The sequence below is a fragment of the Thiogranum longum genome, from assembly GCF_004339085.1.
GTDB classification, from domain to species: Bacteria; Pseudomonadota; Gammaproteobacteria; order DSM-19610; family DSM-19610; genus Thiogranum; species Thiogranum longum.
Genome location: NZ_SMFX01000001.1, coordinates 538,322 through 564,182 on the forward strand (window position 1 = coordinate 538,322; position 25,861 = coordinate 564,182).

General features: G+C 56.2%; 25 protein-coding genes. 14 read left to right on the top strand and 11 right to left on the bottom strand.

The window, feature by feature from the left end; translation table 11 throughout:
• The first annotated feature begins 1 nt into the window (after position 1).
• The 9 genes from murG (at position 2) to lpxC (ending at position 8,879) form a co-directional block, all read left to right on the top strand.
• Positions 2 to 1,075 (top strand): undecaprenyldiphospho-muramoylpentapeptide beta-N-acetylglucosaminyltransferase, encoded by a 1,074-nt coding sequence (gene murG, locus DFR30_RS02675; protein WP_132974354.1) that lies wholly within the window; start codon positions 2 to 4, stop codon positions 1,073 to 1,075.
• Positions 1,075 to 2,520 (top strand): UDP-N-acetylmuramate--L-alanine ligase, encoded by a 1,446-nt coding sequence (murC, locus tag DFR30_RS02680; protein WP_132974355.1) that lies wholly within the window; start codon positions 1,075 to 1,077, stop codon positions 2,518 to 2,520. Before murG ends, murC begins: the two co-directional genes overlap by 1 nt.
• Positions 2,517 to 2,693 carry a hypothetical protein gene (locus DFR30_RS14225; protein ID WP_165869068.1) on the top strand — a complete coding sequence of 59 codons (177 nt, stop codon included), beginning with the start codon at positions 2,517 to 2,519 and terminating at the stop codon, positions 2,691 to 2,693. The genes murC and DFR30_RS14225 overlap by 4 nt, the downstream gene beginning before the upstream one ends.
• A complete protein-coding gene (gene murB / locus DFR30_RS02685) occupies positions 2,693 to 3,589 on the top strand; it encodes a UDP-N-acetylmuramate dehydrogenase (protein ID WP_424565404.1) in 897 nt (298 codons plus the stop codon). Before DFR30_RS14225 ends, murB begins: the two co-directional genes overlap by 1 nt.
• Positions 3,586 to 4,539, top strand: a complete 954-nt coding sequence (locus tag DFR30_RS02690; protein WP_279386871.1) for a D-alanine--D-alanine ligase — start codon at positions 3,586 to 3,588, stop codon at positions 4,537 to 4,539. Before murB ends, DFR30_RS02690 begins: the two co-directional genes overlap by 4 nt.
• Positions 4,529 to 5,308, top strand: coding sequence for a cell division protein FtsQ/DivIB (locus tag DFR30_RS02695; RefSeq protein WP_165869069.1), 780 nt, complete (start codon positions 4,529 to 4,531; stop codon positions 5,306 to 5,308). Before DFR30_RS02690 ends, DFR30_RS02695 begins: the two co-directional genes overlap by 11 nt.
• 7 nt (positions 5,309 to 5,315) lie before the next feature.
• A complete protein-coding gene (gene ftsA, locus DFR30_RS02700; RefSeq protein WP_132971203.1) occupies positions 5,316 to 6,551 on the top strand; it encodes a cell division protein FtsA in 1,236 nt (411 codons plus the stop codon).
• Positions 6,552 to 6,627: 76 nt separating this feature from the next.
• Positions 6,628 to 7,782 (top strand): cell division protein FtsZ, encoded by a 1,155-nt coding sequence (gene ftsZ / locus DFR30_RS02705; protein ID WP_132971204.1) that lies wholly within the window; start codon positions 6,628 to 6,630, stop codon positions 7,780 to 7,782.
• Between the two features lie 182 nt (positions 7,783 to 7,964).
• On the top strand, positions 7,965 to 8,879 hold the full coding sequence (gene lpxC, locus DFR30_RS02710; RefSeq protein WP_132971205.1) for a UDP-3-O-acyl-N-acetylglucosamine deacetylase: 915 nt from the start codon (positions 7,965 to 7,967) through the stop codon (positions 8,877 to 8,879).
• A 17-nt stretch (positions 8,880 to 8,896) separates the two neighbouring features.
• On the opposite strand, the gene DFR30_RS02715 is transcribed toward lpxC, so the two are convergent.
• Positions 8,897 to 9,337, bottom strand: coding sequence for a DUF721 domain-containing protein (locus DFR30_RS02715; RefSeq protein WP_132971206.1), 441 nt, complete (start codon positions 9,335 to 9,337; stop codon positions 8,897 to 8,899).
• A gap of 36 nt (positions 9,338 to 9,373) precedes the next feature.
• Here DFR30_RS02715 and DFR30_RS14635 point away from each other — a divergent pair, with 36 nt between their 5' ends.
• The 5 genes from DFR30_RS14635 (at position 9,374) to DFR30_RS02740 (ending at position 15,751) form a co-directional block, all read left to right on the top strand.
• A complete protein-coding gene (locus DFR30_RS14635; protein ID WP_132971207.1) occupies positions 9,374 to 10,300 on the top strand; it encodes a M23 family metallopeptidase in 927 nt (308 codons plus the stop codon).
• 115 nt (positions 10,301 to 10,415) lie between these two features.
• Positions 10,416 to 13,121, top strand: a complete 2,706-nt coding sequence (gene secA, locus DFR30_RS02725; RefSeq protein WP_132971208.1) for a preprotein translocase subunit SecA — start codon at positions 10,416 to 10,418, stop codon at positions 13,119 to 13,121.
• A 17-nt stretch (positions 13,122 to 13,138) separates the two neighbouring features.
• A complete protein-coding gene (gene argJ / locus DFR30_RS02730; RefSeq protein ID WP_132971209.1) occupies positions 13,139 to 14,356 on the top strand; it encodes a bifunctional glutamate N-acetyltransferase/amino-acid acetyltransferase ArgJ in 1,218 nt (405 codons plus the stop codon).
• Positions 14,325 to 15,308: a Nudix family hydrolase gene (locus DFR30_RS02735; protein WP_132971210.1), complete on the top strand. Its 984-nt coding sequence runs from the start codon at positions 14,325 to 14,327 to the stop codon at positions 15,306 to 15,308. The genes argJ and DFR30_RS02735 overlap by 32 nt, the downstream gene beginning before the upstream one ends.
• Positions 15,308 to 15,751 carry a hypothetical protein gene (locus DFR30_RS02740; RefSeq protein WP_132971211.1) on the top strand — a complete coding sequence of 148 codons (444 nt, stop codon included), beginning with the start codon at positions 15,308 to 15,310 and terminating at the stop codon, positions 15,749 to 15,751. Before DFR30_RS02735 ends, DFR30_RS02740 begins: the two co-directional genes overlap by 1 nt.
• A gap of 145 nt (positions 15,752 to 15,896) precedes the next feature.
• Here the strand turns inward: DFR30_RS02740 and DFR30_RS02745 are convergent, their stop codons facing one another.
• The 10 genes from DFR30_RS02745 to DFR30_RS02790 form a co-directional block, all read right to left on the bottom strand.
• Positions 15,897 to 16,091, bottom strand: coding sequence for a DNA gyrase inhibitor YacG (locus DFR30_RS02745; protein ID WP_132971212.1), 195 nt, complete (start codon positions 16,089 to 16,091; stop codon positions 15,897 to 15,899).
• A gap of 7 nt (positions 16,092 to 16,098) precedes the next feature.
• The gene (gene zapD, locus DFR30_RS02750; protein WP_165869070.1) at positions 16,099 to 16,869 is read right to left on the bottom strand and encodes a cell division protein ZapD; all 771 of its coding nucleotides are present in this window, start codon (positions 16,867 to 16,869) and stop codon (positions 16,099 to 16,101) included.
• Positions 16,870 to 16,961: 92 nt separating this feature from the next.
• Entirely contained in the window at positions 16,962 to 17,627 is a 666-nt protein-coding gene (gene coaE / locus DFR30_RS02755) for a dephospho-CoA kinase (RefSeq protein WP_132971214.1), read from the bottom strand.
• 1 nt (position 17,628) lies between these two features.
• Positions 17,629 to 18,504, bottom strand: coding sequence for a prepilin peptidase (locus DFR30_RS02760; RefSeq protein WP_132971215.1), 876 nt, complete (start codon positions 18,502 to 18,504; stop codon positions 17,629 to 17,631).
• Positions 18,505 to 18,550: 46 nt separating this feature from the next.
• Positions 18,551 to 19,771 carry a type II secretion system F family protein gene (locus tag DFR30_RS02765; protein WP_132971216.1) on the bottom strand — a complete coding sequence of 407 codons (1,221 nt, stop codon included), beginning with the start codon at positions 19,769 to 19,771 and terminating at the stop codon, positions 18,551 to 18,553.
• A gap of 3 nt (positions 19,772 to 19,774) precedes the next feature.
• Positions 19,775 to 21,490 carry a type IV-A pilus assembly ATPase PilB gene (pilB, locus tag DFR30_RS02770; protein WP_132971217.1) on the bottom strand — a complete coding sequence of 572 codons (1,716 nt, stop codon included), beginning with the start codon at positions 21,488 to 21,490 and terminating at the stop codon, positions 19,775 to 19,777.
• A gap of 237 nt (positions 21,491 to 21,727) precedes the next feature.
• Entirely contained in the window at positions 21,728 to 22,171 is a 444-nt protein-coding gene (locus tag DFR30_RS02775) for a pilin (protein WP_132971218.1), read from the bottom strand.
• A 356-nt stretch (positions 22,172 to 22,527) separates the two neighbouring features.
• Positions 22,528 to 23,871 (bottom strand): sigma-54-dependent transcriptional regulator, encoded by a 1,344-nt coding sequence (locus DFR30_RS02780; protein WP_132971219.1) that lies wholly within the window; start codon positions 23,869 to 23,871, stop codon positions 22,528 to 22,530.
• 68 nt (positions 23,872 to 23,939) lie between these two features.
• Positions 23,940 to 25,541: a sensor histidine kinase gene (locus tag DFR30_RS02785; RefSeq protein WP_132971220.1), complete on the bottom strand. Its 1,602-nt coding sequence runs from the start codon at positions 25,539 to 25,541 to the stop codon at positions 23,940 to 23,942.
• Positions 25,542 to 25,546: 5 nt separating this feature from the next.
• Positions 25,547 to 25,768 carry a PP0621 family protein gene (locus DFR30_RS02790; protein WP_132971221.1) on the bottom strand — a complete coding sequence of 74 codons (222 nt, stop codon included), beginning with the start codon at positions 25,766 to 25,768 and terminating at the stop codon, positions 25,547 to 25,549.
• Between the last annotated feature and the right edge of the window lie 93 nt (positions 25,769 to 25,861).

The following is a 25,861-nucleotide window of genomic DNA, read 5'->3' on the forward strand; positions in this document are numbered from 1 at the left end:
TATGCAGCGCCCGATCCTGATCATGGCTGGCGGCACCGGTGGGCACGTATTTCCGGCACTCGCTGTCGCAGAGCAATTGCAGAAGCGTGGCTGGCCGGTTGAATGGCTGGGTACGCAGGCCGGACTGGAGGCGCGCGTGGTGCCGCCAACCGGTATTCCGGTGCATTGGGTCAACGTAACAGGGTTGCGTGGCAAAGGACGTCTTCGGCAGCTGCTGGCCCCCTTTATGTTGCTGGGGGCCTTGATGCAGGCCGCACTCGTCATGCTGCGTGTACGGCCCGCGGCAGTGCTGGGCATGGGTGGGTTCACGACCGGCCCCGGTGGGTTGATGGCCTGGTTGCTGCGCCGGCCGCTGGTTATTCATGAACAAAATTCCGTGGCGGGTCTGACCAACCGGTTACTGGCACCACTCGCCAGCCCGGTGCTGGAAGCGTTCCCCGGCAGCCTTCGCGGCGCGATTCATACCGGGAACCCGGTTCGTGATGACATCGCGCAACTGCCGTTCCACGAACCCGATACGGCAAACCGGCGCCCGCGCCTGCTGGTGGTAGGCGGTAGCCTCGGAGCGGCAGCACTCAATGAAACCGTTCCCGCCGCACTGGCGCTGATCGAGAAGGCGCAGCGGCCGGAAGTCTGGCACCAGACCGGCCTGAAGCTTGTCGATTCAGCGCGTGGTGCCTATACAAAAGCCGGAGTCGATGTGCGCCTCGATGCCTTCATCGATGATATGGCACAAGCCTATCAGTGGGCCGACCTGGTGTTGTGTCGTGCCGGGGCCATGACGATTGCCGAACTTTCCGCAGCGGGTGTGGCTTCGATACTGGTGCCCTATCCATATGCCGTCGATGACCATCAGACCGGTAATGCGCGTTATCTGGTCGATGCCGGCGCGGCTTGTCTGGTAGCGCAGTCAGAAATGACTGTTGAACGGTTACGTAAGGAACTGGATTTGTTACAACAGCCCGGGCGTCTCGCGGGTATGGCAAAACGCGCCCGCGAGCACGCCATGCCGGATGCAGCGCAGCAGGTTGCGATGTATTGCATTCGTGCCACTGGCTGGCAGGAGGCGGCATGATGACAGCACCACAGCAGCTGCCGGTGCAGTCAGAAACGATGGGACGTATCCGTTGTGCGCATTTTGTCGGTATTGGTGGTGCCGGTATGGGCGGGATCGCTGAAGTGTTGCTGAATCTGGGGTACAAGGTCAGTGGTTCCGACCTGCGTGAGAATGCTGTTACCCGGCGGCTGGCACTACAGGGCGCGCGTATCTGGTTTGGCCATGACGCGAGTCATGTCGCTGACTGCGACGTGGTCGTGGTATCTACAGCAGTTAATGAAGATAACCCGGAGGTCAGGGCGGCCCGTGAACGTCGTATCCCGGTAGTTCCGCGCGCCGAAATGCTGGCTGAGATCATGCGGTTCCGTCATGGCATTGCCGTCGCCGGAACACACGGCAAGACGACAACGACCAGCCTGGTCGCCAGTCTGCTGGCAGAAGGCGGGCTGGATCCGACCTATGTTATTGGCGGTCGCCTTAACAGCTCAAACAGTCATGCGCGGCTGGGCAGCAGTCGATACCTGGTGGCCGAGGCTGACGAAAGTGATGCGTCATTCCTGTACCTGCAGCCCATGCTGGCGGTTGTTACAAATATAGACGCTGACCACCTGTCAACCTACGAGGGTGATTTCCGTCGCCTGCGCCAGACTTTTGTCGAGTTTTTACATCACCTGCCTTTCTATGGTCTGGCAGTAATGTGTGTCGATGATCCCAATGTACGGGACGTGCTGCCTGAGCTTACCCGCCAGGTGCGGAGTTACGGTATCGATGCCGAGGATGCCGATATCCGCGCTGTAAATCTGCGCCAGCAGGGGCAACAGATGTCCTTCGATATACACCAGAAGGACCACCCGGTACTGAGTGTTGTCCTTAATCTTCCGGGTCGGCATAACGTTCTGAATGCCCTGGCGGCCGTTGCGGTGGCGCGTGAGCTGGATGTGGCGGATGCCGCTATCCAGCATGCGCTGGAAACATTTGAAGGGATCGGTCGGCGCTTCCAGATCAACGGCGAAGTCGGGATCGAAGGCGGCTCGGTGCTGTTGATCGACGACTATGGTCATCATCCGCGGGAAATTGCAGCCACACTGGACGCGGTGCGTAATGGCTGGCCTGAGCGGCGCCTGGTGGTAGCGTTCCAGCCTCATCGGTACAGCCGTACGTTTGACCTGTTCGACGACTTTGCACAGGAGCTGGTCAATTGTGACCTGTTGCTGATAACCGAGGTGTACGCAGCCGGCGAATCGCCTGTCACCGGTGCCGACGGGCGTGCCCTGTGCCGGGCGGTGCGCGGACGTGGCAGGGTTGACCCGGTGTTTGTCGAAGATGTTGAAACTCTGCCCTCTATTTTGAAGGACCTGCTTAAACCCGGTGACGTAGTGTTAACGCTTGGTGCCGGCTCCATCGGCGCCGTAGCGGCGACCTTGCCGGCGGTGCTCGGTGACAATCAGGGAGTGGATGGATGAGTTCTGATAACGATCGAATGCGTTTTCACATGGGCTGCGGTGAACGCCTGCAAAGCCGTCGCTGGATTGTTCGATGCGTATCCGGGGTATTGCCGGGAAGCGAGATCAAGTCCGGGGCAAACATCGCGGGGCGTGAACAACCCCGGCGTGAGGAGGATAGGGACGAATCATGATGACAGCAGAATCGATGCCAGTGTTGCGCGGTGAACTGAAATTCAACGAACCCCTGTCGGCTTACACCAGCTGGCGTGTAGGTGGCCCGGCAGACCGCTGTTACCGGCCTGCCGACCTTGAAGATTTGCAGACTTTTCTTGCCAGCCTGCCGGAGGACGAACCACTGGAGTGGATCGGGCTGGGCAGTAATATTCTGGTACGTGATGGTGGTTTGCGTGGCACCGTCATCCTGCCATTCGGTGGCCTCGACAGTCTGGAACAGCTGGATGACAACATAGTACGTACCGGTGCAGGTGTTGCCTGCAACAAGGTGGCGCGTTTTGCGGCGCGCGCCGGGCTGACCGGTGCGGAATTTCTGGCTGGCATCCCCGGCACCATGGGTGGCGCACTGGCCATGAATGCAGGCGCTTTCGGTGGTGAGACCTGGCCGCTGGTAGCGCGAGTGGAAATGCTGGACCACCATGGTGAATTACATTTGCGCGATCGTAGTGATTTTGATGTGTCCTACCGCACGGTGACCGGTTTGCGAGACGAGTGGTTTGTCTCTGCAGAACTGCAGCTGGAGCCGGGTGATGCCCAGGCTGCGCTTGAAAATATCAAGGCGCTACTGGAGCAGCGATCCGCAACCCAGCCGACCGGTCTGCCAAGTTGCGGCTCGGTGTTTCGTAACCCCCCCAATGATTTTGCTGCACGTTTGATCGATACCTGTGGGCTGAAGGGTGAGCGTATCGGTAATGCGCAGGTATCAGAGAAGCATGCCAATTTCATTATAAATCTTGGAGAAGCGAAGGCGGAAGATATTGAAGCGCTGATACGTTATGTGCAGGAAAGAGTGGCGCAGGTACATGGCGTGCGTCTGGAGCCGGAAGTTCGCATTATCGGAGTGTTTGCGTGAATGAAAGCATCAGCAATCCCGCAGTATTCGGGAGAGTTGCCGTGTTGATGGGCGGCTGTTCCGCCGAACGCGAGGTCTCGCTGCGGAGTGGAAAAGCCGTGCTCGGTGCATTGCTGTCAAAAGGCATAGATGCTGTTGCTGTAGATGCCGGATCGCCGAATTTTGTTCCGCAATTGCAGGCTGGTGCATTTGATTGCGCATTCAATATTGTTCATGGCCGTGGTGGTGAAGACGGTGTGTTGCAGGGGCTTCTTGATTATCTTGATATACCTGTCACAGGAAGCGGCGTGCTGGGGTCGGCGTTGGCTATGGATAAGCAGCGCGCCAAGCATGTGTGGCAGGGGCTGGGTTTGCCTACCCCCGACTTCAACATGCTGGCATCTGAACAGGACCTTGAAAGCGCAGCGCAACGCATTGGTTTTCCAATGATGCTCAAGCCGGTGCACGAAGGCTCCAGCATCGGCATGGCACGTGTCGAAAAACCGGAAGCACTTGAGCGGGCGTGGCGAGAAGCTGACAAGTACGACCATAACGTTATGGCGGAGCGCTGGGTCAGTGGTGAGGAATATACAACGGCTATTGTCGGTGATGTTGTGCTGCCACTGATCCGGTTGGAGACGCCACGGGAATTTTATGACTATGAGGCGAAGTACCAGTCCGATAGTACGCAGTATCACTGTCCCTGCGGTCTGCCGGCATCACGTGAGCTGGAACTACAGCAATTATCACAACGGGCATTTGATGCTGTGGGTGCGAGTGGCTGGGGACGGGTGGATCTGTTCCTCGATGAAGATGAGGCGCCCTGGCTGATCGAGGTGAATACTGTGCCGGGCATGACCGACCACAGCCTGGTGCCTATGGCGGCAAAGCAGCATGGGTGGGATATGGAAGAACTTGTATGGCGCATTCTCGAGACGGCACTGGACGGGAGTAAAGCCTGTGGCGGCTAAACGCAAACTGCAGGCGAGGCGCAGGCAGAAGCCGGCACGCAAGCCTTTGTCGTTCTGGTTGCGCCCGGTTTTTGTTGTGCTGGTCGTTAGCAGCAGTGTTGCCGGTCTGGCGCTGATGCTGGAGTGGATGAAGGACCCGAGTGCCTGGCCAGTACAGAACGTGCAAATCGAGGGCGACTTGAACCATCTTGATGCCGATGTATTGCAATCGTTTCTTGAGCCAATGACAAAACAGGGTTTTTTCAGTGTGCAGGTGGGAGAAATCCAGTCGCAGCTGCAGGCGCGGCCATGGGTCGAACAGGTATCGGTGCGCCGGGTATGGCCGGACCTGGTGCAGGTCCACATTCGTGAGCAACAGCCCGTGGTTCGCTGGGGTGAAACGGGTTTTCTGAATCCGCGTGGCGAATATTTTTCACCGCAGGCCCACGTGGAAATAGCCGGCTTGCCCTGGCTGGCGGGGCCGGATGGCTATGAGAAAAGGGTGTTATCCATGTTTGCACAAATGCGCAAGTCCTTGCGGCCGTTGCAACTTGAAGTTGTCCGGTTGCAGCTGGATGCGCGACGCGCCTGGCATGTGACGTTGAATAACGGATTGAAAATGGAGTTGGGCCGGCGTGATCCACTGCAAAGAGTGGCGCGTTTTATTCGTGCTTACCCGGAGATTATGGCGGCAGGGAGCGGCAGGGTGGTGTCAGTAGATTTACGCTACAGCAATGGTGTGGCAGTGCGCTGGCAGTCGATGAACAAACAGGCTAAAAGTACCGGTTGAATACCGTATGACAAAGAAATCAGAGAAAAACATGATTGTCGGACTCGACATCGGCACCTCGAAGGTAGTTGCCATTGTCGGTGAAATTTCGCCAGATGGCGGAATCGATATTATCGGTATTGGTTCGCATCCATCCAAGGGGCTGAAGAAGGGTGTGGTAGTAAATATCGAGTCGACTGTGCATTCCATCCAGCGTGCTGTGGAAGAAGCGGAGTTGATGGCAGGGTGTCAGATTCACTCTGTGTATGCGGGCATTGCAGGCAGTCATATTCGCAGCCTTAACTCGCACGGGATCGTGGCAATTCGAGACAAGGAAGTGACGCCGAGCGACGTGGAGCGTGTTATTGATGCTGCGCGCGCAGTTGCGATACCTGCAGACCAGAAGATGCTCCATATCCTGCCGCAGGAATATGTTATCGACGATCAGGATGGTATTCGCGAGCCGATCGGTATGTGCGGTGTGCGCCTGGAAGCCAAGGTGCATATGGTGACGGGCGCGGTCAGTGCTGCGCAAAATATTATCAAGTGTGTGCGGCGTTGTGGGCTGGAAGTGGACGACATCATCCTGGAACAGCTCGCTTCCAGTTACTCGGTGCTGACCGAGGACGAGAAAGACCTTGGTGTATGCCTTGTTGATATTGGTGGTGGAACCACTGACATCGCAGTGTTTACTGAAGGTTCGATCAGTCACACAGCAGTGATTCCTATTGCAGGGGACCAGGTGACCAACGACATTGCGGTCGCGTTGCGGACCCCCACCCAATACGCCGAAGACATCAAAATCAAGTACGCCTGTGCGCTGCGCCAGCTGGCATCCAGCGATGAAAATATTGAAGTGCCAAGTGTCGGCGACCGCCCCCCGCGCCGCCTGGCACGACAGACATTGGCAGAGGTTATTGAACCCCGTTATGAAGAGTTGCTCGCGCTGGTGCAGGCTGAGTTGCGGCGTAGCGGATTCGAGGACCTTATTGCCGCCGGTATTGTACTGACCGGCGGGAGTTCAAAGATTGAAGGCCTTGTGGATCTTGCAGAAGAAGTATTCCACATGCCGGTGCGCCTTGGCGTGCCACAAAGTATTACAGGACTTGTTGATGTCGTGCGCAACCCGATTTATGCGACGGGTGTCGGGTTGTTGCTGTTTGGTCATCAGAATCGCACCCGTCGAAATTTTGATGCAGAGATAGGTCAAGGTATGCGCGGAGTGTGGGAACGAATGAAAAGCTGGTTTCAGGGCAACTTCTAGGTTCAGGTCGGGACACAGATTTGTTTTTAACGGAACGCGAAGTTTTCAGGATATAAATTAGAGAGGAGAAGTCATCATGTTTGAGCTAATGGATTCATACAGTCAGAATGCTGTTATCAAGGTAATCGGTATCGGGGGTGGTGGTGGCAATGCCGTCCAGCACATGGTTGAGGCCGATATTGAAGGTGTTGAGTTCGTCTGCGCCAATACAGACGCGCAGGCACTTACCAACATGAATGCCCGCACCACATTGCAGTTGGGAAACAGTATCACCAAGGGACTTGGTGCGGGTGCCAACCCGGATATTGGTCGGCAGGCGGCTATGGAAGATCGTGATCGCGTGGTTGAGTGTATCGAGGGATCCGATATGTTGTTTATCACCGCCGGTATGGGCGGAGGAACCGGAACCGGGGCAGCGCCTGTGGTTGCACAGGTGGCCAAGGAGATGGGTATTCTTACCGTCGCTATTGTAACCAAGCCTTTCCCGTTTGAAGGTGGTAAACGTCTCAGTGTTGCAGATCGCGGTTTGAAGGAGCTGGGGCAATACGTTGATTCCCTGATCACCATTCCCAATGAAAAGCTGTTGTCGGTACTGGGCAAGGACATCAGTCTGCTGAATGCCTTCAAGGCGGCCAATGGTGTATTGCAGGGTGCAGTACAGGGTATCGCCGAGTTGATTACCCGGCCGGGTCTGATCAATGTCGACTTTGCAGACGTTCGCACAGTGATGTCGGAAATGGGTATGGCCATGATGGGCTCCGGTTCTTCGACTGGGCAGGATCGGGCCCGCGAAGCTGCCGAAGCGGCAATTCACAGTCCGTTGCTGGAAGACATCGATTTAATGGGTGCGCATGGCATACTCGTTAACGTTACAGCAGGCCTGGACCTGTCGATCGGCGAGTTCGAGGAAGTCGGCAACACCATAAAGGAATTTGCCTCCGGAGATGCCACCGTCGTGGTCGGCACAGTCATTGACCCTGACATGCACGACGAACTGAGGGTAACCGTGGTGGCCACCGGCCTGGGCGCCGAACAAACCGGGGTCGAGGAAAAGCCTGAGCCGGTACAACTGGTACATCGGAACAAACGCGGTGAAGTGGATTATGCGGAACTGGATCGTCCTGCAGTGATTCGCAAAAAAGCTTCCGGCGACCCGACACCGCCGCCGGCCTCAGCCGATGACCTGGATTACCTTGATATTCCGGCTTTTCTGCGGCGCCAGGCGGACTAACCCCGCCGTGACCATGTGTTTTTATCTCGGGGAGGTTAGCCTTATGTAAAGGGCTGGCCGGTTGAAAATCATGTGTGGCCAGGTTTTTCGGGTGATGCCGGGGGGGTATGGTAGACTCTGACGGCATTTACATAATCTGAAAACGATGAGAAGGCGAGCGCTGTGCAGCTTGCTCGAAAAATATGATTTGTCAGAGAACTTTGAGAAATATCGTCCGTGCGAAGGGTGTCGGCCTGCATAGTGGGGAGCAGGTCTACCTGACACTGCGACCTGCCCCGCCCGATACGGGGATCATATTTCGCCGGATCGATCTTGACCCGCCGGTGGCGGTTCCGGCCAGAATCGCCAATGTGGGTGATACCCGGCTATCGACAACCCTGATGTCCGGTGATGTCCGTGTATCCACTGTGGAACATTTGCTGTCAGCATTTTCCGGGTTAGGTATCGATAACGCGATTGTGGATCTCAGCGCAGCGGAAGTGCCGATTATGGACGGCAGCGCGGGACCTTTTGTGTTCCTGATTCAGTCCGCTGGTATCGAGGGGCAGCGCAAGGCCAAGCAGTTCCTGCGTATACTGGATACAGTCGAGGTGAGAGAGGGCGACAAATGGGCAAGGTTTTCTCCCTTCAAGGGTTTCAAGGTAGGTTTTACCATTGATTTCAAACACCCGATGTTCAAAGGCGACAGCCGTCACTCGGAAATAGACTTCTCAAACAGTTCCTTTGTTCGCGAAGTCAGCCGGGCACGAACCTTCGGTTTTATGCGTGATATCGAAAAATTACGTGAAAATAATCTGGCGCTGGGTGGAAGTCTTGATAATGCCGTCGTGCTGGATGACTACCGCGTTGTGAACGAGGACGGTCTTCGCTACGAGGACGAATTTGTCAGACACAAGGTGCTGGATGCCGTTGGTGATCTCTACCTGCTCGGTCACAGTCTGATCGGCGAATTTACCGGGCATAAATCCGGGCATGCACTGAATAACCGCCTGTTGTGTGAGTTACTGGCTTCTCCCGGTGCCTGGGAACTGAGCAGTTTCGGTAATGCCGCACGGGCACCACACTGGCTTAATCTGCCACAAATCGCATCTGTTTGAAATTCTTGCCGAAAGGCTCAGGATTCGCGTGCTTTTGCCGCTAATCGGTATAGCGCTTCGCGCAGTCCCGGGTGATCAACATCCTCCGCCGTCTGTGCCAGCAGTGTAGCGTTGTGCATGGACAGGCCTTCAGGTTTCTTGCTAACGGCTTGAATATCAAGTGTTTCCGGGATAACCCGAACCTCTATTCCGGTAACCGCCAGGGAAAGTTGGCACTGCAGTTGCTTGGTGAAGTCCGGAGCGGCGAATCTTAGGCGCGCTGCCCAGGCCGGTGATGGCACGCCGAGTATCAGGATTTCATTTTTGAGGTTCATGACACTACAATGCGCGGCTAGATCATCGGGTAACAGACGTAGTGCGGCCTGTTCCAGACGTTGCAGGCTGCGGGCGCGCTGCAGTAACGGCAGCTCGGCTTTGCCAAGAATTTTTGCACATGTGAAGGCGTTATTTTGACGCATCAGTTTCAACCAGGATTATTCGGGTAAGCACAATCAATGAAGTTTTTACTCTACACGACAAAATACGGCAAGTCCGGCAGCGTTCAGCTGAATCGACCACTGGTCTGGGTTCCCGCCACACTGGCATTACTGGGTGTTCTGCTCGGAGTTGGCCAGCTGGGGTATTCTCTGGGTACGGCGCGTCAGCCCGAGGTTGTCGCCAAGGGTGGTGCACAGTGGCAGGTACTCCTCGATGAGCAAAAGCAGGATCTGGATCTGGTGCGTAATGAAGCGCAGGACCAGCTAAATGCACTGGCAGTCCGGCTGGGTCAAATGCAGGCACAGATGTTGAGAGTTGAAGCACTGGGCCAGCGGGTAAAGCAGATTGCCCACCTGAAGAAATCCGAATTCGATTTTGACCAGCTGCCGGCCCAGGGTGGTCCGGTTGACCCGGCTGATGCCGAGTTACTGAAAACCCCTGATTTTCTCAAGGCGCTGGATGATATGGCCATGCAGATGGATGACCGTGCCCGCCAGCTGGAATTGCTGGAGCAGGTTGTAAGTCGTCGCGAACTCAGCCATGCCGTTTCGCCGGCTGGACAGCCGATTTCCAAGGGCTGGCTGTCCTCTTACTATGGCATGCGCACCGACCCGTTCAATGGTCGGCGGGAAATGCACAAGGGTATTGATTTCGCGGGCCAGATGGGAACCGACATTGTCGCTACAGCGGCCGGTGTTGTGACCTGGGCCGGCAAGCGTTACGGTTATGGCCAGCTGGTTGAGATTAACCACGGCAAGGGCTATTCCACCCGCTACGGGCACTGCAAAGAGATCCTGGTAAAGGCCGGTGACAAGATCAAGCCCGGGCAAAAGATCGCCCTGATGGGTTCCAGCGGTCGTTCTACCGGCCCGCACGTACACTACGAAGTCCTGAAAAACGGGCGTCAGATCAATCCTACCAAGTTCGTCCGCGCCAGCCGCTAGACACCAGGCCTTCTGTCAAGGTGAAGAAACCGTGAAGTCCTGTCCGCGGGCGGCTAATGCGGTATGATGCCTGCTCCAGATTTTCCAATACATTAACGGATTTCCCGCATACATCATGGTTACAACGATACTGCGTAAGGTTTTTGGTAGCCGGAATGACCGAATTCTTAAGCGCCTCCAAAAAAACGTAAATAAAATCAATGCACTTGAGCCTGAAGTGCAAAAACTCAGCGATGACGAGCTGCGCGCCCGCACCGATGAATTCCGTCAGCGCTACCAGGATGGCGAGACACTTGACCAGATGCTGGTGGAAGCCTTCGCCGTCGTCCGCGAGGCTTCTCGCCGGATTCTGAATATGCGCCACTTCGATGTTCAGCTGATTGGCGGCATGGTGTTGCACGAAGGCAAGATCGCCGAGATGCGTACCGGTGAAGGCAAGACGCTGGTCGCCACCCTGTTTGCCTATCTCAATGCGCTGTCCGGCAAGGGTGTACATGTTGTGACAGTGAACGACTATCTTGCCAGCCGGGATGCCGAGTGGATGGGAAAACTGTACGGTTTTCTTGGACTGTCGACCGGCGTGGCCGTGGCGGGTATGAACAGCGACGAGAAGCGCGCAGCTTATGCGGCTGACATTACCTATGGTACCAACAACGAATTCGGCTTCGATTACCTGCGCGACAATATGGCGTTCCGGCTTGAAGACAAGGTGCAGCGGGAACTCAATGCAGCAGTCGTCGATGAAGTGGACTCCATCCTGATTGATGAAGCGCGTACACCGCTGATCATTTCCGGTGCCACCGACGATAACTCCGAATTGTATACCGTCATGAAAGACCTGGTCACGGAACTGGTGAAACAGGAAGAAGAAGACGGTCCCGGCGATTACAGCATCGACGAAAAACAGAAACAGATCCATTTTACGGAAGAGGGTCACCAGCACGTAGAAGAGTTGCTGGAAAAACGCGGCCTGTTGAAAGAAGGCCAGAGCCTCTACGACGCTGCCAACCTGAGCCTGATGCACCACCTGAATGCAGCGTTGCGCGCACTGGCACTCTATAACCGCGATGTCGAATATATTGTGCAGGACGGTCAGGTAGTGATCGTCGATGAATTTACCGGCCGCACCATGCCGGGCCGGCGCTGGTCGGAAGGTCTGCACCAGGCCGTGGAAGCCAAGGAAGGGGTGAAGATCCAGAACGAAAACCAGACCATGGCATCGATCACCTTCCAGAACTATTTCCGCCTGTATAACAAGTTGTCCGGCATGACCGGTACCGCTGATACCGAAGCGCCGGAGTTCCAGCAGATTTACGGGCTCGAGGTGGTGGTGATCCCTACCAATACACCGATGATCCGCAACGATATGGGTGACCTGGTTTTCCTCACAGAGAAAGAAAAATTTGATGCGGTTGCCGAGGACATCCGCGACTGTCGCAAACGTGGCCAGCCGGTACTGGTGGGCACGACTTCGATAGAAGTTTCCGAATACCTGTCGAAGTTGCTCAAGAAAGAAGGCGTTGACCACGAAGTGCTGAATGCCAAGCAGCATGAGCGTGAAGCGCATATCGTGGCACAGGCGGGACGCCCCGGCGCGGTAACGATTGCCACTAACATGGCTGGCCGTGGTACGGATATCGTGCTGGGCGGCAACCTGGACGTCGAGCTGGCTGCGCTCGATAACCCTGATGAACACACGGAAGCGCGTATCCGTAAAGAATGGGAAACGCGCCACAAGCAGGTGCTGGAAGCCGGCGGTCTGCACATTGTCGGTACCGAACGCCATGAATCCCGGCGAGTCGATAACCAGCTACGCGGTCGTTCCGGTCGCCAGGGTGATCCCGGTTCCAGCCGTTTCTACCTGTCGCTTGAAGACAACCTGATGCGGATTTTTGCATCCGAGCGCGTGTCGGGCCTGATGCAGAAACTGGGTATGCAGGAAGGCGAGGCTATCGAACACCCGTGGGTCAGCAAGGCCATCGAGAATGCACAGCGCAAGGTAGAAGGGCACAACTTCGGTATTCGTAAAAACCTGCTGGAATTCGACGATGTCGCCAATGACCAGCGCAAGGTGATCTACGCCCAGCGCAACGAGTTGATGTCGACCGATGATGTCTCTGACACCATCAAGGCGATCCGTGAAGATGTGCTGAACTCGGTTATCAACAACTACATCCCGCCGGGCAGTATGGACGAGCAGTGGAAGATTGCCGAACTCGAGGACGCAATAGAAACCGAGTTTGGGCAGCGCTTCGATATCCAGGGCTGGCTGGATGCCGATGACAACCTGCATGAAGAAACCCTGCGTGCAAAACTGCTTGAAGAACTGGAACGCGTACACGAAGAAAAAGAGCAGTTGGCCGGCAGTGAAACCATGCGGCACTTCGAAAAGGCTGTCATGTTGCAGGTGCTGGACCAGGCCTGGAAAGAACACCTGGCGGCTATGGACTATCTGCGCCAGGGTATTCACCTGCGTGGCTATGCGCAAAAGAACCCCAAGCAGGAATACAAGCGTGAGGCATTCGAGATGTTCACCGATATGCTGGAGCGCATCAAGCTGGATGTGATCGGTATTCTCTCCAAGGTTCAGGTCAAGAACGAGTCGGATGTCGAAGCGGTGGAAGAACAACGACGTTCAACCGCACCCATGGACTTCCGTCACGATGAGGCGAGTGCCATGCCGGAAGGTGAAGAGCTGCCCGCCGATGAAGCTGAAGAGCACCAGCCGTTTGTGCGTGGCGACCGAAAGGTCGGACGCAATGAACCCTGCCCCTGTGGCTCAGGCAAGAAATACAAGCAGTGCCACGGCAAGTTGAGTTGAGGTACGACGTCTAGGCCATGCCGGTTGGATATAGCGAGTTACCGGAACTGTCTGCAGTGGCCGGCGTCCGGTTGTCGGCACAGGCTGCGCAGGTTCGCTATGAAGGTCGTGACGATCTGGTTGTTATGGAGCTGGCCGAAGGGAGCCGTTGCGCGGCGGTGTTTACCCGAAATGCCTTTTGCGCTGCCCCCGTTATTGTCGCCAGAGAACACCTGGCGCAACACGCTCCCCGTTACTTGTTAATCAACAGCGGTAACGCCAATGCAGGTACCGGTGCGCCCGGGCTTGATGATGCGCGGCGAAGTTGTGCGGCGCTGGCGAAGCGAGCCGGCTGTGATGCCGCACAGGTATTACCGTTTTCGACCGGTGTAATTGGCGAGCGACTGCCCGTGCAACGCATCGAGTCTGCACTGGATGGCGCGCTGGCCAACCTGTCGGAAAATAACTGGTCGGCTGCCGCACACGCCATCATGACAACCGACACAGTAGCCAAAGGCGTGTCGTTAACCCTGTCGATTGACGGGCAGACGGTAACCCTCACCGGCATGGCCAAGGGTTCCGGCATGATCCGCCCGGACATGGCCACCATGCTGGCGTACATTGCGACTGATGCCGCAGTCGAAAGTTCTGCCCTGCAAAACTGTATACAGCAGGCGGTAGAACAGTCCTTCAACCGGATCACGGTGGATGGCGACACCTCGACCAACGATGCCTGTGTGCTGGTAGCGACCGGTGCATCGGGTGCCGCTGTGCTGGATGATGCCCACCCGGACTACCCGGCCTTTTGTGCTGCCGTCAGTGAAGTCAGTACCCGGCTGTCGCAGCTCATTGTGCGCGATGGCGAGGGTGCGACCAAGTTTGTAACCGTTCGCGTGGAAGGCGGGCATGACAGCGCCGAGTGCTTGCAAGTGGCTTATACGGTTGCGCATTCTCCACTGGTGAAAACGGCATTGTTTGCCAGCGACCCGAACTGGGGGCGCATACTGGCAGCGGTTGGACGCGCCGGCCTGTCACAGCTGGATATCGAGCAGGTAGAACTGTGGCTGGATGACGTTTGTATTGTTCGTGATGGCGGTGTGGCGCAAGACTACACCGAGGCAGACGGACAGCGCGTCATGAACCAGGACGAAATTCTTATTCGTATTGCACTGGGTCGCGGCGCGGCCAGTGAAACAATCTGGACCAGTGATCTTTCCCACGACTATGTCAGTATCAACGCCGACTACCGTTCCTGACCCGAACGATCCCGAAACACTTCACGTGGCCGTTGCCGCCATTGTTGACGATGCGCAGCGGGTATTGCTGGCACGTCGTCCCGAGCGCGCTCATCAGGGAGGTCTGTGGGAGTTTCCAGGTGGAAAATGTGAGCCCGGCGAGTCGGTTGAAGCGGCGCTGGAGCGAGAGATACACGAAGAGCTGGGTATTCGCATTGGTACCCGCAGGCCGCTGATACGTGTCCCTCATCGCTATACAGATCGCAGCGTGCTGCTCGACGTCTGGCGCGTGGATTCTTTCGAAGGCCAGCCACACGGCCGCGAGGGACAGGCTGTCGAGTGGGCGCACATCGAAGACTTGGGTGAACGGGCATTTCCGGCCGCCAACCTGCCGATTATCCGCGCCCTGCAGCTGCCCTCTGCCTGCCTGATTACGCCGGATCCCGGTGATGACCACGATGCCTTTTTTGCACAGTTACAACGTCGGCTGGATGAAGGCATCCGGCTGGTGCAACTCCGCGCTAAACGTCTGGGTGACAAGGCCTATCAGTCACTGGCTGAGCAGGTCATTGAACGGTGTCGGCATAGCGGGGCGCGGGTGTTATTGAATGCAGACGCAAGCCTGGCCCTGCAACTGGGTGCCGACGGTATCCAGCTCAGTAGTCAGCGCCTGCAGCAGGTGAACGAGCGGGGTCTGCCTGACAAGCTGCTGCTCGGTGCATCTTGTCACTCGGCAGGAGAGTTGGTGCATGCGCAGGCCATCGGGGCTGACTTTGCACTGCTCTCGCCCGTAAAACCCACAGCCAGCCATCCCGATGCACCGGCGCTTGGCTGGGAGGTCTTTGCCAGTCTGGTTGATGCCTGCGCCATGCCCGTTTATGCCCTGGGCGGTATGGCGCCGGCTGACCTCGATGAGGCGATTACACACGGTGCACAGGGTATTGCCGCCATTCGCGCCTTGTGGGAAAGCTGATGTCGCGTATTCATACCTGCGGGCAGCTGGTTTTGTTGTGCCTGGCGTTGACGGCCTGTAGTGAAAAGAGCGCCGAAGCACCACCCGTGCAAACCCTGCGGCTTGGTAGCGGTTGTGATGTGCGCGAAGGTTGCGCCGGCCGGGACGATACCGGGTTATCGGTCACGGTGCGCATGGCGCCACACCGCTCGGCGCTCAAGCCATTCAATGTTTCACTATCCAGTAATACAACACTGGAATCAGTGACGGTCAGCCTGGAAATGCAGGGTATGGAGATGGGGCAGAACCGATATCGTTTACTGAAAACGGATGCAGGCAGCTGGCAGGCTGATATCACATTGCCCATCTGTACGTCCGGGCGCAGTGACTGGATTGCGGTGTTTGATGTACAGGCTGAGGGCAGGCATTCCCGGTTGAGCGTGCCTTTCACGCTGGGGAATTAGCCAGGGTGGTTTCGATCCTGTTATGCGTTCACCGTCGGCGAAGTAATCCCCCCACACCCGTCATTGCGAGCGCAGCGCGGCAATCTGTTTGACCTGGTGCGAGACTGTGGGAGATTGCCGCGCTGCGCTCGCAATGACGGATAAATCAGTGCCCCGGGTCGAAGTCGTCCGGAGGGCGGTCATCGGGAATCCGGTTGCGTTCATCGAACCAGTCACCGAGATCAATCAAACGGCAGCGCTCGCTGCAGAAAGGCCGCCAGGGGTTACTCTTGTCCCACACTGCCGGTTTCTTGCAGGTCGGGCAGGGGATCGTCTTGCGGGGTGTTTCCTGTCTGGCCATGCCTGCTTTATATCACACAGCAGCCCAGCTCGAAGGGGATATTGTCTGTGGTCTGGTGAAGGTGCCCGTCTTCCTCCGAGGTGTAGAGAAAACGCACCGTAAATCGATGGCGGCCGCCGCTGATTTCAGCGAAGTACGGTACCTTGCGGTCAATCGACACACGCACCAGCTGACAAGGAAGATTGGGGTCGAGCGTTTTCTGGAAGAAACCGTTTTCGGCAACCACCGGCTTGATAGAGGCGCTTTCCCGGATCAGCATAAGAATAAGCTGGATGGCGCGGGCGATCGCCTCGAAATGATTCAGCCATTCGGCCAGGTCGCGAGTGCGCTGTGCAGCCGGCTGCTCCAGCCAGAAGTGATAACCGGGCAGGTCAAAATCACAGGTGCCACCGGCGATAGCCGAGCGCTGCTGGATGGCGGACAGAAATTCATTTTGCCTGAGCGATGCCGCAATCGGGCCGCCATTGCTGTGTAGCTGGTCAGTCAGGATTTCCAGCTCTCCCAACGTTTCACCAAGGCGCTTTCGGTCGACATCCGGGTTTTTTTCCAGCCGCGTCAGGGTGCCTGCATGACGCTCCAGTTCTTTCAGCACTTCGGTTTTGAGATCAGTGCGGCCAAATATCGCCATAACATCCAGCAGCGACGTCAGCGTGCTACGGCTGTCCCAGTGACTTTTGCCGCGCAAGTGGTGCGCAGCCTCGGCGAACAGGAATTCCAGCCGCAAAAAAGTGCGGATGCGCTCGTTCAGCGGTTGTTCATAAAAGATTTTTTGTTTCACCGGGCGCGCAATTCGGGGTGGCTAGGGCTGCGCTATTGTCCACCAGTCAGCGGTAGGGCGCAAATGTAGCCGGCTGGCGACAGACAGGTTGGTCAGGGCGTCCGTGCGTCCGGGCCATCAGCCAGTTGGTGATATTGCCTGTCCAGCCGCCTGACTTCACTTTCCAGGTGAGCCAGGTCGCTGTCATTCACAATCACGTCATCTGCGATGGAGAGGCGTTGTTGGCGATCTGACTGACTGTTCAGGATAGCTTCGATTTCCTGGCGGGAAAGCGGGTCTCGCGCGGCGACACGTTCGATCTGCTTTTCGGTTGGCGTGTCGATGACCAGTACGCGGTCCAGCGAATAGCCATTTTCGCCCAGGCGACCTTCTTGGCCCGTTCCGGGTCTTACCTCACCAGTTTCTGCCAGCAGAGGGATAACCAACAGACAGTAGGGTGTATCGGCCGCATCGGCAAGTTCGAGCGCACGGGCGCGAATACGGGGGTGGAGGATGGCTTCGAGATGCTGGCGTTTCTCCGGGTTGGCAAATACCTGCGCGCGTAGCCGGGCACGATCCAGCCGGCCCTCGTTGTCCAGCAGGTCAGCACCAAAAGTATTGATAATTTCCTGCAGGGCTGGCTGCCCCGGCTCGACCAGCTCCCGGGCGATAACATCCGTATCAATGATTGTGGCGCCGCGCCCGGCAAACAGGCGAGAGACTTCACTCTTGCCGCTGCCAATGCCGCCGGTCAGACCGATACGCAGCCGGCAACCCATATCAGGCCATGCCCGACCAGCGCAGGTAAGCGTGCGAGATGCGGTCACCCCAGAGCAGGGCGATCCAGCCCGCGATGGCCAGGTAGGGGCCAAACGGGATCGGCTGGGCACGGTCGCGCCCCTGAATGAGTATCATCGCGCCACCCAGCACGGCACCCACCGCTGAGGACAACAGTACGATCATCGGCAGTGCCTGCCAGCCCATCCATGCACCCAGCAGGGCAAGCAGTTTGAAATCGCCATAACCCATGCCCTCCTTGCCAGTGACCAGTTTGAATACCTGGTAGACCGTCCATAGCGAAAGATAGCCGGCAATGGCGCCGATCAGGCTGTCGCGCATATCGGCAAAAACCGGGAACAGGCTCAGTAGCAGGCCAAGCCAGAGAAACGGCAAAGTGATCGAGTCGGGTAACAGCTGATGATCAATATCGATCATGCTCAGCGCGATCAACGCCCAGGTCAGCAGCAGGGCTGCACCGGCCTGCCAGCCAAAGCCGAAATGCCAGGCGACGACTGCGCTGAGGACACCCGTCATAAGTTCGACAAGCGGATAGCGCAGCGAAATGGCGGTCTTGCAGGACGAGCACTTTCCGCGCAGCAGCAGGTAACTGACTACCGGGATATTTTCGTAGAAATGGATCTTGTGGTTACACGATGGACAACGCGAGGCCGGCCTGGACAGTGATAACGGCTCATCCTCGTCAGCCGCTCCGTCCTCTCCCATGTATTCCCGTGCCTGGGTTTTCCACTCCCGCTCCATCATGACCGGCAGGCGATAAATGACGACATTCAGAAAACTGCCGATCACCAGGCCAAGCACAAAGACAGTGGCGATAAAGAACGCGAAGTTGTTTTCGAGTAGTGAGATGAGTTCCATGGGGGGAGTTTACCCCACGGCAGCCCTGCCGTGGGGAGTGGTTTTTCTAGATAGCAGAACCCATTTTGAAGATTGGGAGGTACATGGCAACGATCAGGCCGCCGACCAAAACGCCAAGGACGGACATGATGATGGGTTCCAGCAGGCTGCTGAGTCCATCCACAGCATCATCGACTTCTGCTTCGTAGAAGTCTGCAACTTTACTCAGCATGGCATCCAGTGAGCCGGACTCTTCGCCGATGGCAACCATTTGTACAACCATGTTTGGGAAAAGCCCTGTTTGGTTCATTGACATTTGTAATTGCTGCCCGGTCGCGACATTGTCACGCATCTGGAGTATACCAATTCTGTAGACCTCATTGCCCGCAGCGCCCGCAACTGACTCCATTGCGTCGACAAGTGGGACGCCGGCCGCAAACATGGTTGAAAGTGTTCGTGCATAACGTGCAATTATAGCCTTGGTTACGATTTCCCCAACAACTGGCATTTTCAAAATTAAGCGGTCTAGTGTATGACGGACCTTGGGAGATCGAAGTTTGGCTTCCTTGAACCCATAAACCATACCGGCAACACCAAGAAGCGCCATCCACCAGTTCGCTTGCATCCATTCAGACAGATCGACAACCAGCCGTGTGAAGGCGGGGAGATCTGCGCCAAATCCTGAAAATAAGGCTTCGAACTGTGGTACTACAAAGATGAGTAGTATGGCAGTAACTACAAATGCAACAACAACAACTGCTGCCGGGTAGGTTAATGCCTTCTTGATCTTGGCCTTCATGGCCTCGGTTTTTTCTTTGTAGGTTGCGATCTTATCCAGGAGCCCTTCCAGGATGCCTGCCTGCTCGCCAGCGGATACAAGGTTGCACACCAGTTCGTCAAAATGTGCGGGGTGTTTCCTGAGTGCGTCGGCCAGAGTTGCTCCGGATTCGACATCTGCTTTTATTGCCAGGACAAGTTCCTGCATTCCAGGGTTTTCGTGTCCACGGCCTATGATCTCGAATGATTGTACTAGTGGAACACCAGCAGACATCATGGTGGCAAGCTGACGAGTAAAAACTGAAATATCCTTTGGGAGGATTTTGTTGTTTTTGGCGGAGCTGAAAAGCGCAGACTTCTTACGAACCTTGGTCGGGTTTATTCCTTGCCGGCGTAAGTCTGCTTTCACCATGGAAGGGTTGGTCGAGTGAGCTTCGCCCTTGACCCTGTTGCCCTTCCGGTCTTTGCCTTCCCATGTAAATACGCTGGGTTTGATCGCTGCTGTTGCCATGATCTAGTCCTTGGTTACTCGGTTGATTTCTTCCAGGCTGGTGACGCCCTGGCTTGCCTTTTTCAGGCCGGATTCACGTAAATCAGCAATACCCTCTGATCTGGCCTGGTCGGCTAACTGTATGGCGTTACCACCTTCCATAATAATGCGACCCATCGCTTCGGATACCGGCATGACCTGATAAACACCGACGCGCCCTTTATATCCCTCTGCACACTGGTCGCAACCCACGGCTTCATAGAGTGTGATGCCATCGATGTCATCTTCCCGGAAACCTTCTTCAATCAGTGCATGCTTGGGGATATCTACCGGTTTCTTGCAGTTGTTACACAGTCGGCGCGCAAGGCGCTGGGCAATAATCAGATTCACGGATGAGGCAATGTTATAGCTCGGCACGCCCATGTTCGCCAGTCTTGTCAGGGTTTGTGGGGCATCGTTAGTGTGAAGGGTCGACATGACCATATGTCCGGTTTGTGCGGCCTTGATGGCAATTTCTGCCGTTTCAAGGTCACGAATTTCACCTACCATAATGATATCGGGGTCCTGGCGCAGGAAAGCGCGCAGGGCGGTTGCAAACGTGAGTCCGGCCTTGGGGTTCATATGGCACTGGTTGACACCAGTCAGGTTGATTTCTACCGGATCCTCACAGGTCGAGATATTCCGGTCCGGTGTGTTGAGAATATTCAAACCGGTATAGAGTGAAACCGTTTTACCCGAACCTGTCGGTCCTGTTACCAGAATCATACCGTACGGGTTGTTCAGTGCGTGCATGTACAGTTCTTTCTGGTCTTCCTCGTAGCCCAGCGCATCGATGCCGAGTTGTGCGCTGGTCGGGTCGAGAATACGCAGCACCATTTTCTCGCCAAACAGGGTTGGGCAACTGTTAACGCGGAAGTCGATGGCCCGTTTTTTGGAGAGCTTCATCTTGATGCGTCCATCCTGTGGGACGCGCCGTTCTGCAATATCCATTTTGCTCATTACTTTAATTCGTGAAACCAGGCGGGTTGCCATGGATATTGGGGGATTTGCAATTTCGTGTAAAACGCCATCCTGACGAAAGCGGATACGGAATTCGTGTTCATAGGGCTCGATATGGATATCAGATGCACCCTTGTTTATGGCATCCAGTAGAACTTTGTTGACAAAGCGAACAACGGGCGTGTCATCAATGTCAGCATCTATCGAGTCATCGGGTGTTCCAGCGTCTTCACCGCCCTCGATATCCAGATTATCCAGATCCTCATCGAGTAAGTCCGACATGGATGTGTCAGCACTGTCCAGTACTAGGTCGATAGCTTTGCTAAGTTTATCATCCTCAACCAGAATGGTTTCTGTACTTATACCGGTATGAAACTTTATTTCGTCCAGTGCCTGAAGGTTTGTTGGGTCAGAAACGGCAACAAAAAGACGATTTCCACGCCTGAATAGAGGGAGAGATCGGTGTTGCCGTATAAGCTTTTCATCAACAAGAGATACTGGTGCTGCATCTAGATCCATTGCATCAAGATCAAGCAGCGGGATGCCAAATTCCTGGCATGCAGCTGAGGCAATAGAAGATCCATCAAGTATTTTATTATCTACGAGATAAGTAACGAATGGCTCGTTTTTTTTAAGAGCTCGCTCATGTGCTTCGAGGGCCATATCGTCCACGAGTAGTCCATCAAGCACAAGTCTTTTGGCAAGTCCGCCTAGCTGCGATGTAGGTGTTGATGTTGCCATATCAAAAATATCCCTGCCTCGTCATGTTAAATCCGTGATCTGTTTCGCAATATGGCCAAGCCCACAAGGGTTTAGGTTTCTCCTTAACATGGAGCGATTCGGGATCAGGCCAGCTATCTTAATATGTCGTCAAAACTGGACCAAACTTTACTAAATCAAGTAAAGACAAAAAGCCCCTCTGACACCAGAGGGGCTTTCCTACCGGGTTAACCCCGGATGTTTACCAACATTGAGTGCTTAGTTACGGCAGTTGGCAGGCACATGTTTGAACTCACCTGATGTGGTTGCGCATACCCAGGTGATCGGATCTTCTGGGTTGGCCTGTGTCGGCGTCATCGTCATTACAGGCTCAACAGTTGCACCAGTGCCTTTAGTTCCGCCCATCGTCACTGTGACCACGCCGGTAGCATCAGTAATGGCAATGCTGGCCACGTAATCAGTTCCAGCAGCAGGAAAGGAGTAGCCGGAATTTGCGGCTGTGACGTTAGCCAGACCGCCAAGAGAGGAGGCTGTTTCCGCAACAGCGATTTTAGCTGCTGACGCAAGCAATACACCTTCACCTACTTTTGAACGAATGGTGTAATCCTGATAAGCCGGCAGTGCAATCGCGGCCAGAATACCGATGATCGCGATAACGATCATCAGTTCGATAAGTGTAAAGCCCTGTTGTACTTTCTTCATGAGTAAATCCTCTTAAACGTTAACGTATTGTCAAATAGCGTTGTTAAAACAGAAGCCCTGCCGTGCTTCCCTGCGGCTGACGTCGTGTCATTGGCAAGGCCGACCAGTTGCTTGGCTTGTCCTGTTTAATGCAGGCGGCGTGCCAGGTCCGTGGCGCTGCGTGCAAATCATTGACGGCAGCGGGCCCGGGCTTCTTTAATTTATTTCTGCGACAAGCAGATAGCGTGATTGGGGGTGTCAGGTGTGGTGGGGCATTTGCAGTTCCTCCCTGGATAATGTGTCACGATCTTCCCTGATCGTCCGCGTCAGTCTGACGCGATGTTTCACTGAATGTGACGCAATGCGTCACTTTAGTTCTACTCCAGACCGAGTTTTTTCAGGCGGTAGCGCATGGCGCGAAAGGTGATGCCAAGCTGTTTCGCGGCAGCGGTCTTGTTATTCCCGGTCTGATCCAGCGCCTTGAGGATAGCCTGTCGCTCGATATTTTCAAGGTATTCTTCCAGCGCCACACCTTCGGGCGGTGTGGCCAGGGGTTCGTCATGGCTTGTTTCGATGGCATCTGTGGTTTCTGGCAGGGCCAGGTCGGCAGGCTGGATTTCATGGCCCTCGCAGAGGGTGATAGCGCGTTCGAGGATGTTTTCAAGCTCACGCACGTTGCCGGGAAAGGCGTAGCGCTGCAGGGTATTCAGTGCTTCTGCCCCAAGTCGCGTGCCGCTGTCGTCGGGTGAGAGTCGTGCCAGGATGTGCTCGGCCAGCTGCGGTATATCCTCACGGCGCTGACGCAGGTTAGGGACGGTAAGTTCGATTACGTTAATACGGTAAAAAAGGTCCTGCCGGAATACGCCTGCCTCGACCAGGCCGGCCAGGTTCTTGTGGGTGGCGGACAGCACGCGAACATCAACCGGGCTTTCTTTCTGCTCGCCAACGGGGCGCACGGCTTTTTCCTGAATCGCGCGCAGCAGCTTCACTTGCATGGACAGCGGCAGTTCGGCGACCTCGTCCAGGAACAGGGTACCGCCGTTGGCGGCCTGGAACAGGCCTTCCTTGTCAGCGGATGCGCCGGTGAAGCTGCCCTTGCGGTGTCCGAAGAACTCGCTTTCCATGAGCTCGGAAGGGATGGCGCCACAGTTGACGGGTACAAAAGGCTGCTCGCAACGTGGCCCCTTGGCGTGGATCAGCCGGGCCACCAGTTCCTTGCCGGTGCCGGATTCACCACTTATATAGACCGGCGCCTGGCTGCGTGCCAGTTTGGCAATGGTGTGGCGAATGGTTTGCATGACGGCCGATTCGCCCAGCAGGGTGTCGCGGCTGCGTCTGTCCCGTTCCGGGAACTCACTGAGCTTGAGTGCGCCATTGACCAGGTTGCGCAGTACGCCGAGATCAACCGGTTTGGAGACAAAGTCGAAAGCACCAACCTTCAGTGCCTGGATGGCGGTTTCCATGCTGCCGTGTGCGGTGATGACTGCGACCGGCAGGTCGGGTTGTTTCTGCTGGATGAACTCTACCAGCTCCAGGCCGTCGCCATCCGGAAGGCGCATGTCGGTCAGGCATAGATCGAACTGTTCGCTGGCCAGCATCTCTTTGGCCGCGGTGACGTTGGCGGCAGAGCGTGTGTCGATGTTCATGCGTCCCAGCGTCAGCTCCAGTAGCTCACGGATATCCGGTTCATCATCGACGATTAGGGCCAGTGGTGTGCTCATGGCAGTAGTCGGGCCTGTTTCAGGGGTGTGTGCATGACGGTATTCTATCAGAGGTGGTTGGCGCTGGATTAACCATTGCTGGCGGAAAATTCAATGCGAAAGCAGCTGCCACCTGCTTCACTGCGCCGGTGGTAGCTGAGGTGTGCGCGGTTTTGTTCACAGAGTTCGCGGGCGATATACAGGCCCAGACCGGTACCGCTGTTCTCCGTGGTAAAGAACGGCTCGAAGATTTGCGTAGCAACCTCCCGGTCTATACCCGGGCCATTGTCCAGTATTTCGATTCGGACCCTGCCGGCATGGTTCCCCGTGGCGCGTAATTCCACCGTGGCCTGTTCGGGAGAATGGCGCAGCGCATTTTTAGAGAGGTTGGAAAGTACCTGGCGAAGGTGGCCTGGGTCACATTCTATGCTCAGCTCGTCGTCACCGATGTCCAGAACGAGACGTGCTGCGTCTGCACCTTCGGTTTCGATAAACTCACCGTGGAACAGTCGCAGCCACTCACCCAGTCGCAGCTCCTGTGGCTGGCTGACCGAACGCCGGGACAGTTGCAGTATGCTTTCGATGATTTCATTCACACGTCGACTGTGGTTGTTAATGATTTCCGTGAGTCGTTTGTCACCGCCATTCAACGACCCGGACTCGGACAGTAACTGCGCAGCGTGACTGATGGCGCCAAGCGGATTGCGAATTTCGTGTGCAATACTGGCGCTCATGCGTCCCAGGGAGGCGAGTTTGAGCTGCTGGCTTTGTTGTGCCAGTAGCGTATCGTCATCCAGCAGTACCAGCGTACCCGAACCCTGCGATGTTTCCAGGCGGGCAAAACGCGGTGTGAGGTCGGCGCCAGAGGCGCCAGCCTGAATACTTTCCGGTTGCAGCGCCGGGTTGTCATGCCATCGCTCGATCTGTTCAGCGAGTGCCGGGGATAGTTTGCCGAGCGGCTGGCCTTCAGCGGTATTGAGATTCAGCAGTGCGCGTGCCCGGTCATTGGCGAGTCGGACCACACCATCCGGATCAACCACCAGGATGCCGGATTGTAACTGGTGGATGACATACTGGTTGAGTTGCTGGAGATTGGCGAGATCAATTCCGCGTTGTGTCGCCAGTGCCTCGCTCTCTCGCAGTCGGATGGCGAGCACATGCGCCAGGGCGGCAGTTGCGAACAGTACCAGGCCCATCAGCCCGGCACGGGTGACGGAACTGATGCTGGTGTTCTCGAGTTCCAGCAGTGAGACGCCGGTTTCGAGTAGCAGGGCGATGGATGCTACGGCGGCAAACAGGTACGCCATACGCCCCGGTAGCAGCAGGGCGCCAACTGCAATGGTAATGACAAGCAGGGCGGTAAGTGGGCTGGAGACGCCACCGGTGGCGTGAATCAACAGGGACAGTGCGCCGATATCAGTGAATAACTGTACCATGGCCTGGAAGCGGAAACCGGGGCGCTCCAGACGGGTGGCGGTACCGGCAGCCAGACTGAATACCAGCCAGGCCAGTAGCGTGAAACGAAACAGGCCGTGATCCTGGACACCAAACGGGTTGCTGTCCTGCAGGGCGAAATACAGGACTGCCAGCAGGCCGGCAAGGATCAGGCGGTAGAAGGTCAGCAGGCGGAGTCGCTGCCAGACGATACGGGTTTCTATTTGTGCGTTATCAGGGTTGGCAGGCTTTGCCATACGTGTCAGCGATCCTCGTCCCGGTGCTGCGTGGAGCAGTAGTCGCGGTCACCTTCATGGATAGCCTCACTGCGTGGCACAAAGGTGCCGCAGCGCGCGCAGCGCACCATGTCATCGACCTGCTTTTTCCCGGGCTTCTCAATCGACGGGCTACGCGCCAGCCGGAACAGGATCCACACCACCAGTGCGATGCCGAGTAAAAAAATGAGTACGCGTATGCCGAACATGGTGGTCTAGTGTACCTTATATGTCACGGGCTGCCAGTAAGGCTTTACTCCACCCCCGCTCTTTCCGCAGAATACAGGCCTTCGAATTCAGGA

Excerpts from the sequence above, each read along its gene's own strand:
- DFR30_RS02780 (WP_132971219.1), bottom strand. The coding sequence starts at position 23,871 with ATGAGCACACCACTGGCCCTAATCGTCGATGATGAACCGGATATCCGT.
- DFR30_RS02740 (WP_132971211.1), top strand. The coding sequence starts at position 15,308 with ATGTCGCGTATTCATACCTGCGGGCAGCTGGTTTTGTTGTGCCTGGCG.
- DFR30_RS02715 (WP_132971206.1), bottom strand. The coding sequence starts at position 9,337 with ATGCGTCAAAATAACGCCTTCACATGTGCAAAAATTCTTGGCAAAGCC.
- pilB (WP_132971217.1), bottom strand. The coding sequence starts at position 21,490 with ATGGCAACATCAACACCTACATCGCAGCTAGGCGGACTTGCCAAAAGA.
- DFR30_RS02785 (WP_132971220.1), bottom strand. The coding sequence starts at position 25,541 with ATGGCAAAGCCTGCCAACCCTGATAACGCACAAATAGAAACCCGTATC.
- coaE (WP_132971214.1), bottom strand. The coding sequence starts at position 17,627 with ATGGGTTGCCGGCTGCGTATCGGTCTGACCGGCGGCATTGGCAGCGGC.
- DFR30_RS02760 (WP_132971215.1), bottom strand. The coding sequence starts at position 18,504 with ATGGAACTCATCTCACTACTCGAAAACAACTTCGCGTTCTTTATCGCC.
- DFR30_RS02765 (WP_132971216.1), bottom strand. The coding sequence starts at position 19,771 with ATGGCAACAGCAGCGATCAAACCCAGCGTATTTACATGGGAAGGCAAA.
- argJ (WP_132971209.1), top strand. The coding sequence starts at position 13,139 with ATGCCGGTTGGATATAGCGAGTTACCGGAACTGTCTGCAGTGGCCGGC.
- ftsA (WP_132971203.1), top strand. The coding sequence starts at position 5,316 with ATGACAAAGAAATCAGAGAAAAACATGATTGTCGGACTCGACATCGGC.
- DFR30_RS02790 (WP_132971221.1), bottom strand. The coding sequence starts at position 25,768 with ATGTTCGGCATACGCGTACTCATTTTTTTACTCGGCATCGCACTGGTG.
- murC (WP_132974355.1), top strand. The coding sequence starts at position 1,075 with ATGACAGCACCACAGCAGCTGCCGGTGCAGTCAGAAACGATGGGACGT.
- secA (WP_132971208.1), top strand. The coding sequence starts at position 10,416 with ATGGTTACAACGATACTGCGTAAGGTTTTTGGTAGCCGGAATGACCGA.
- ftsZ (WP_132971204.1), top strand. The coding sequence starts at position 6,628 with ATGTTTGAGCTAATGGATTCATACAGTCAGAATGCTGTTATCAAGGTA.
- DFR30_RS14225 (WP_165869068.1), top strand. The coding sequence starts at position 2,517 with ATGAGTTCTGATAACGATCGAATGCGTTTTCACATGGGCTGCGGTGAA.
- DFR30_RS02775 (WP_132971218.1), bottom strand. The coding sequence starts at position 22,171 with ATGAAGAAAGTACAACAGGGCTTTACACTTATCGAACTGATGATCGTT.
- DFR30_RS02735 (WP_132971210.1), top strand. The coding sequence starts at position 14,325 with ATGTCAGTATCAACGCCGACTACCGTTCCTGACCCGAACGATCCCGAA.
- lpxC (WP_132971205.1), top strand. The coding sequence starts at position 7,965 with ATGATTTGTCAGAGAACTTTGAGAAATATCGTCCGTGCGAAGGGTGTC.
- murB (WP_424565404.1), top strand. The coding sequence starts at position 2,693 with ATGACAGCAGAATCGATGCCAGTGTTGCGCGGTGAACTGAAATTCAAC.
- DFR30_RS02745 (WP_132971212.1), bottom strand. The coding sequence starts at position 16,091 with ATGGCCAGACAGGAAACACCCCGCAAGACGATCCCCTGCCCGACCTGC.
- DFR30_RS14635 (WP_132971207.1), top strand. The coding sequence starts at position 9,374 with ATGAAGTTTTTACTCTACACGACAAAATACGGCAAGTCCGGCAGCGTT.
- murG (WP_132974354.1), top strand. The coding sequence starts at position 2 with ATGCAGCGCCCGATCCTGATCATGGCTGGCGGCACCGGTGGGCACGTA.